This is a genomic window from Ruegeria sp. CJ9, from assembly GCF_056536625.1.
The window spans coordinates 193,429-199,653 of record NZ_JBQFPY010000009.1 but is presented as its reverse complement, the minus strand read 5'-3'; the positions used below and the strand labels follow the sequence as shown (position 1 = coordinate 199,653).

The 6,225-nt window shown below is 54.3% G+C and carries 6 protein-coding genes and 1 pseudogene; 4 read left to right on the top strand and 3 right to left on the bottom strand.

Annotation, left to right across the window (positions count from 1 at the left end; all coding sequences use genetic code 11):
• Positions 1-329: 329 nt before the first annotated feature.
• Together ACR0AJ_RS17780 and ACR0AJ_RS17775 are read left to right on the top strand one after the other, a co-directional pair.
• Positions 330-959: a response regulator transcription factor gene (locus ACR0AJ_RS17780; RefSeq protein WP_254428658.1), complete on the top strand. Its 630-nt coding sequence runs from the start codon at positions 330-332 to the stop codon at positions 957-959.
• Positions 960-1,024: 65 nt separating this feature from the next.
• Positions 1,025-1,390 (top strand): annotated as a pseudogene (locus ACR0AJ_RS17775) (DDE-type integrase/transposase/recombinase); the annotation flags it as partial.
• A gap of 37 nt (positions 1,391-1,427) precedes the next feature.
• Here ACR0AJ_RS17775 and ACR0AJ_RS17770 read toward each other — a convergent pair.
• Complete coding sequence (locus ACR0AJ_RS17770) at positions 1,428-1,685, bottom strand: MerR family DNA-binding protein (protein ID WP_480741502.1); 258 nt, start codon at positions 1,683-1,685, stop codon at positions 1,428-1,430.
• Between the two features lie 219 nt (positions 1,686-1,904).
• Here ACR0AJ_RS17770 and ACR0AJ_RS17765 point away from each other — a divergent pair, with 219 nt between their 5' ends.
• Positions 1,905-3,290 carry an MFS transporter gene (locus ACR0AJ_RS17765; protein WP_170350776.1) on the top strand — a complete coding sequence of 462 codons (1,386 nt, stop codon included), beginning with the start codon at positions 1,905-1,907 and terminating at the stop codon, positions 3,288-3,290.
• 617 nt (positions 3,291-3,907) lie between these two features.
• On the opposite strand, the gene ACR0AJ_RS17760 is transcribed toward ACR0AJ_RS17765, so the two are convergent.
• Together ACR0AJ_RS17760 and ACR0AJ_RS17755 are read right to left on the bottom strand one after the other, a co-directional pair.
• Positions 3,908-4,663 (bottom strand): globin domain-containing protein, encoded by a 756-nt coding sequence (locus ACR0AJ_RS17760; protein ID WP_170350777.1) that lies wholly within the window; start codon positions 4,661-4,663, stop codon positions 3,908-3,910.
• A gap of 60 nt (positions 4,664-4,723) precedes the next feature.
• Positions 4,724-5,812, bottom strand: coding sequence for an NAD(P)/FAD-dependent oxidoreductase (locus tag ACR0AJ_RS17755; RefSeq protein ID WP_480741501.1), 1,089 nt, complete (start codon positions 5,810-5,812; stop codon positions 4,724-4,726).
• A gap of 74 nt (positions 5,813-5,886) precedes the next feature.
• On the opposite strand from ACR0AJ_RS17755, the gene ACR0AJ_RS17750 reads away from it, so the two are divergent.
• Positions 5,887-6,222: a winged helix-turn-helix transcriptional regulator gene (locus ACR0AJ_RS17750; RefSeq protein ID WP_170350779.1), complete on the top strand. Its 336-nt coding sequence runs from the start codon at positions 5,887-5,889 to the stop codon at positions 6,220-6,222.
• The last annotated feature ends 3 nt before the right edge of the window (positions 6,223-6,225 follow it).

Here is a 6,225-nt window from a genome sequence, read left to right as displayed (position 1 = left end):
AACCCCGGCATTGGCGAAGGCCTGCAAAACACGAGCATCGGTATTGCCCGGCCCCGGACCAGCAGCCAGTGTCTCGGGGATCTCAAGCGTGGGATAAATCTGAAAAGTCATTCGATCCTCCTTGATCGTCGGCGTGATCAATCACGCCCAAATATCGCGTTGTGGATCAGGAAAGCCTTGCTTGCATCATTGCGCAACGTAACTTACTACTGCTTTGGGACTTCTAATAGGATTAGAAAAAAACTACCCGTTTTGGCAGAAATACCGCGGTATACCAAATTAGTACCTATTCTTACGGGTAGGTTTTGGGGTTTTTGGGTGTAAAATCAATGGCAGAGCCTTCACAGCAACCGATTAACGTTATGCTTGCCGACAACAATCCACTGGTATTGTCGGCCATGTCCGAGATTTTCGAGCGTGATCCACGATTCTCTCTGGTGGCAACATCAGCAACCGCCGAAGGCTTCTTGGGCGCGGTTATGAGAGTTCCGGTCAAGGTCTGCGTGATCGCCTGGAATTTGCCGGTCTTGGGCGCCGCCAAATTGATCGAGGTTCTGCGTGAACAGGAGAACGCGCCCCGTTTCGTCGTATATGGAGACGATGCCGGAGACGTGCCGCGCCTTGCTATGCAGGCAGGAGCTGCGGGGTTCGCATCCCGGTCAGGTGAGGTCGATGTTTTGCTGGAAACTTGTTCGGATGTTGCCCGAGGCAAGATGGTTTTTCCGTTCATCGATGTTCGGAAAATGCAGCAGGATCCAATTCACAGCCTGTCTCGTAAAGAGCGCGTCATCCTTGAAGCGTTGGCCAAGGGCCTATCCAATCGTGAACTTTCGAAGGACCTGCAAATCTCGACAAATACCGTCAAATTTCACCTGAGTAACATCTATGAAAAGCTCTCGGTTAAAAACAGGGCGCAAGCGATTGCATTCTACTATTCTTCTGGCGCAGCCTCAGATTAACAGATTTGCGCCTATGGCCGAGCATTTACTAGCTATCACTCAATATGTGGAAGCCCAAGCAGGTCAAAACGCTCGAATTCAAGCTTTCAGAACGTCGCAGCAAACAGGTCGCCACAAAGTTCTTCGCCAAGATGCTGGAGGTCAACGGCCTCCCACGAAAGATTGTCATCGGCAAAAGCAGCACAAACACTGCGGGTATCAAAGCAATCAACAGAATGCTCAAGGGTTTTGGTTGCCCGATACCAATAGAGATGGTCAGTCGGAAGTACCTGAACAATATTGTCGAACAGGACCACCTGTTCGTTAAGAGGCGAACAAGACCGATGCTTGGGGTTAAGGCCTTCGCATCAGCCGAGGCAAGCTTGGACGAGATCGAAATTGTGCACATGATTACTCCGAGCCCGTCTGTTCAATTCGTCGAATTGCATTAAAAGACCTGCCTGCTGTCAGGCTACGCAGGCGCTTGGATCACTGGCGAGTGGCGACGGAACGCGACGCAAACTCCATGAGGCGCCTGAACTTTGGGCAATCCATATGGGTCTCTGCCGGACAATCCGCCACGTGACGCAACGCATCGCGTAGCCGGGTGAGACCACGGATTTGTTCATCAAGAGTATCTGCGCGCAGGTGCAATTCAGGGCGTGGCAATTGCGGAGTGCCATCATTGGCGAACATGTCCTTGATCTCAGCAAGTGAGAATCCCGCCATTTTTCCTAAGGAGATCAAAGCAAGCTGCGTCGCGACGCGTATCTCGAATTGCCGTCGAAGCCCATTCCTAGCGGCGGACTGGATCAGCCCGATCTCCTCATATTAGCGCAGTGTTGAGGGGGGGACGCCGCTCCTTTTAGACAGGACGCCAATATCAAGAAGTTTCATGGTTGACCTCAAGTCGACTTGAAGTGGCAGGATAGCTCCTCACTGGCACATGAGACAAGAGAGCTTACGATGACTGATACGGTGCAGGCGCAATCTTCTATTCCCATCCTGATCACTCTCGCTGCAGCGACATTGACCGCCTCATTGGGTATCAGTATCGCCGCGGTAATGCTTCCGACGCTGACGCGTAGCTTCGCTGCGACAGTTTCCGAGGTGCAGTGGGTCGTACTGGCTTACCTGACATCCGTGACCATCACGATCGTATCCGCCGGGCGGCTTGGCGATCTATTCGGCCACGGTCGCTTGCTGATTGCTGGTCTCATCGTCTTTATTGCAGCGTCGGTTCTGTGCGCTATGGCCCCGAGCCTGGGCTTGCTGATTACTGGGCGCGCGTTGCAGGGGCTTGGCGGAGCGATCCTGATCGCGCTTCCAATGTCTATCGCACGTGATTTTGTCCCGACTGAGCGGTTGGGTACGGCAATGGGATTGCTTGGCACGACTTCTGCTGCGGGGACTGCCCTGGGCCCCTCACTGGGCGGTGTGTTGTTGGCGATGGGCAACTGGCGCATGGCATTCTGGTTTCTTGCCGGCTTTGCTGGTGTCACGCTTATACTGTCTGTCACCGCAATCACGCGCGATTCTGAACGTCCGACAGTATCCTGCCGAGAATTGGATTTTCCGGGAACCATAGTGTTGGTTATTGCACTGGCAGCCTACGCTCTGGCAACCAGTGGCGGAGCCTCACGTATCCCCGTGCCACCGGTTGCATTGTTTTCTGCTGCTCTGATCGCAATCGTCTTTTTTGGGCTTGTCGAAACCCGTGTAGCTTCACCGCTGGTGCCGATGAAATTGCTCCGCGACCAGAGGACAAGTATCGGGCTTTTTTCGAACCTTCTGGTCAGCGCAATCATGATGTCCACTTTGGTCGTTGGTCCGTTCTTTCTGGCATTTTCTCTGGAATTGAACGAAGCGATCATCGGTTTGGTTATGGCAGTTGGGCCGCTGGTCGCTGCGCTCTTCGGGGTTCCGGCCGGATGGGTGACGGACAGGTTTGGTTCGGATCGCGCGATGACCATCGGCCTTGTGCAGACTACGGTTGGTCTGCTGTGTCTGGCGTACCTGCCGGGATACTTCGGTGTCGGCGGCTATTTGGCCGCACTCATCATGTTGACGCCCGGCTTCCAACTTTTTCTTGCCGCTAACAACACAGCGGTTCTGATACACGCCGCCAAAGAACAACGTGGCCGGCTCTCTGGCCTTCTCGGGCTCTCGCGGAACCTGGGTCTGATGACGGGTGCCTCTGCAATACCCACGCTATTCGTCAACATAGTCGGGAAGGGAGATGCCACTAATGCTCCGGCCGCAGATGTTGCCTATGCTTTTTCGATGACTTTCACGGCCACTGCATGTTTGGCCCTGATTGCCCTGGGGCTGGCAATTAGCAGCCGAGCCTAGCGCGCCCGCAATGCGCCGACCCCCGCCGAGTGACGTTGCCGAGAAAGGTAATCCGCGTATTGCGGGGCGATTGTGGAGCAGCCAGAATTCTTGTTTTCGGATCGAAACGGCCTTTGAAGTCACTACGGCAATGCAAAGTGGACGGGCAGGGTTGCTGATCCTCCCCCTCTGAAGTGGTCCGACGTTATGGTTAAGAAAATGAAGGAACCACATGGCGAACAAGCGACCGAAGCCGGAAGAGATTGTATCAAAGTTGCGGCAAGTTGAGTTATTGATGGGCAAGGCATGTCCCGTCTGGATGCTTTGGACCGGTGGCTTGAAGCCATGGAATCTTCTGGAATCCCGTTGTGAGGCACCCTTTACTGATCATGCTTGGATTGCGTGCCGGCATTTCTTTCCTGTTCCGACTTATAAACACTGTTGGGGACCGGCATTCATGTTCACGCCATAATCAAGAGACTGGCTATTCCGTACAGCCCGGCAATGACGGCTCGTGTGTTTGCGCAGCAGGTGAGTTCGTACCCGCCTCAGTTTTCGGTCGCCGCAAATGGCCGGTCTGGTGAAGCCTCACCACGGCTCATAACGGCCTTGCCTAAGTCCGCTATGAGCCGGATGGGTTACATCATCAGTGCCTTTCCTACCAATGCTTGCTTGTTTGGATATTGCGAAACATCAACACCGCGCTCCATCAGTGCTTCGCTAAGTTCTTCCTCGCTCAAGGCTTCGATCGCTTCGGTTGTCATTTTCATGAAATTGATCCGGCGCTTGAGCAGGCCGTTTGTGTCACCAAAAACGTGTCGATCCTCAAACGCGAACTCATCCGCGTATTTGGTCATGAAGTAAGTTAGGAAGGTGTTTAGGCTGGTTCGGACACGGGGATCATCCGCCATCAAATCCGAGGATGCATCAAGCGTTTCTCGCATCAGGGTGACCCAACGCTTGGCCCCTTTGTCGTTCATCAGGGCCATCGCGTTGTGGGTGTGATGGAAACTCAGCCGGAACTCTGCGCCGTGATAGTACGGGCCGCCGCCCATGACATCGATCCACATTGACGCCTGAGTTGTGACATGGTGGTTCAGCCCACCGACCCGTTCAAACACGGACGTGAACCAAGGCTCATCGGCAAAGACACGTTCATAGAACCTATGCACGATGCCGACGATGGGCTCTTGCCCGAGGACGGAATAGAGTTGCCAAAACTGAATGGGCTTGCTCAGGTCACCGGGGGCCGTCAGCGAGACAACCTCTGCCATCCGGAGTGCTTCCGGCGGTAGCAGCCCCTTATCGATTGCCGATTTAATATAGGCCTGCTGGATTCTCTCGCTCATGTAACCATGGCGGGTCGGAAATTTGGGAAGGTCAACACGGAGCATTGGGCGAATTCCTAGAGCGTCTTGATGCCAGAAAAATGATGGCTGGGGCAGGGCAGACCGTCACCGCCCAAATGCCTTGCGGTACTTCTGGATAAAGAGTTCTTTTCCTTTCATCTTCCGTGTGACCCAGTCACCGACAGTCGCAAAGAGCCAACTGTTTCCGATTTTGGGGCCTAGCGGAACGAGGATCGGTGCCATTTTCCAAGGCGCGTAGGGCTTTTGTTTCTCTACGGGTTGCCCGCTGAGGACCTGTTTCAGGGTCTTGATCAGCCAAGGGTTCTGACGAGAGATCGCAACAATCGTCATACTGTCACCGACGTCGGCTATGTCCCCGGCGATGAAGACATTTGGGTACTCGGACGGGCGCAACCAGCTATCCGTCTTAATCCGGCCAGAGGGCGCCACGGTCACCGCGGGCAGCGTTTGCGCCAATGCCGTATTTGGTTTGGACCCGATCACGGGGAAGACCAGATCAGCTTCGATAACGCGGCCATCTGACAGTTTTACTGATCCGGCATAAGGTTTGTCCGCGTGCTGCAGATTCTCTGCCCTTTGACCTACCACGACGTTCACGCCGGCGCGTTCCAGCTTGCGTTTGAGCTCTGCCCCCAGCTTGACGGGATACGTTGGAAACAAGCTGTTGTCAGACGAAACCAAAGTGATGCCCTTACTGGGCTGTGCCGCTGCAATCTCTCCGGCCAACTCGGTACCGACGGGGCCGGCCCCAACGATGACGACCGATTTCGCAGACGCCAGCCGAGCGCTGACATCGGCACTGGCCTTGCGAAAGTCATCCATACTTTCGCCCGCCGGTTTGAAAGGGGCTGCATAAGACGAACCAGTTGCCAGGACGATGTAATCCGCAGGGTAAGCAGAGCCGTCTTCCAGCGTTACCTCGGATTGAGTCACAGTAGCGGCACGGCCGCGGATGACCCGTCCATTCTTCAGCAAGCGGTCGTAAGGCAAAATGATCTGATCCAGCAGATCGGGCTCTAGTAGCGCACGAATGGCCGCTGGCGGCTGCATGAAAGCCTCTCGCTGCTCGATCAGAGTGACATCAGCGTATTCATCCAACTCTTTTGCAACTTCAAAGCCGACGTACCCACCGCCAACTATCACGACTTTCTGCTTGTCCATTCTGTTCCTCATTGCTTTCCGTCCGTCTGAGCCGTAATTAGAAACACAAGATCACAACGACAAGTACGGTCATTTGGGATACTGTCATGGCGCCTGTTGAACCGGATGAAAATTGCCTCATTGAACCTTTGATTGAGGCGATATCGGGTAAGTGGAAGCTCTTGGTCATCTATTGGCTGGCGCAGGAAACCTCGCGGTTCAATCAATTGCAACGAAATCTTGGCAGCATCACGCACCGGACGCTGACCCGCCAGCTTAGCGAGTTGCAAGACGCCGGGTTTGTGTCGCGCAAAGATTTCAAAACGATCCCACCGCATGTGGAGTATAGCCTCACACCTTTGGGCCTAAGCCTGATACCAGTGTTACAAGTTATGCATGATTGGGCAGCGGCAAATGTGGACAAGCTAGCCACTAGGAAGTGAGGG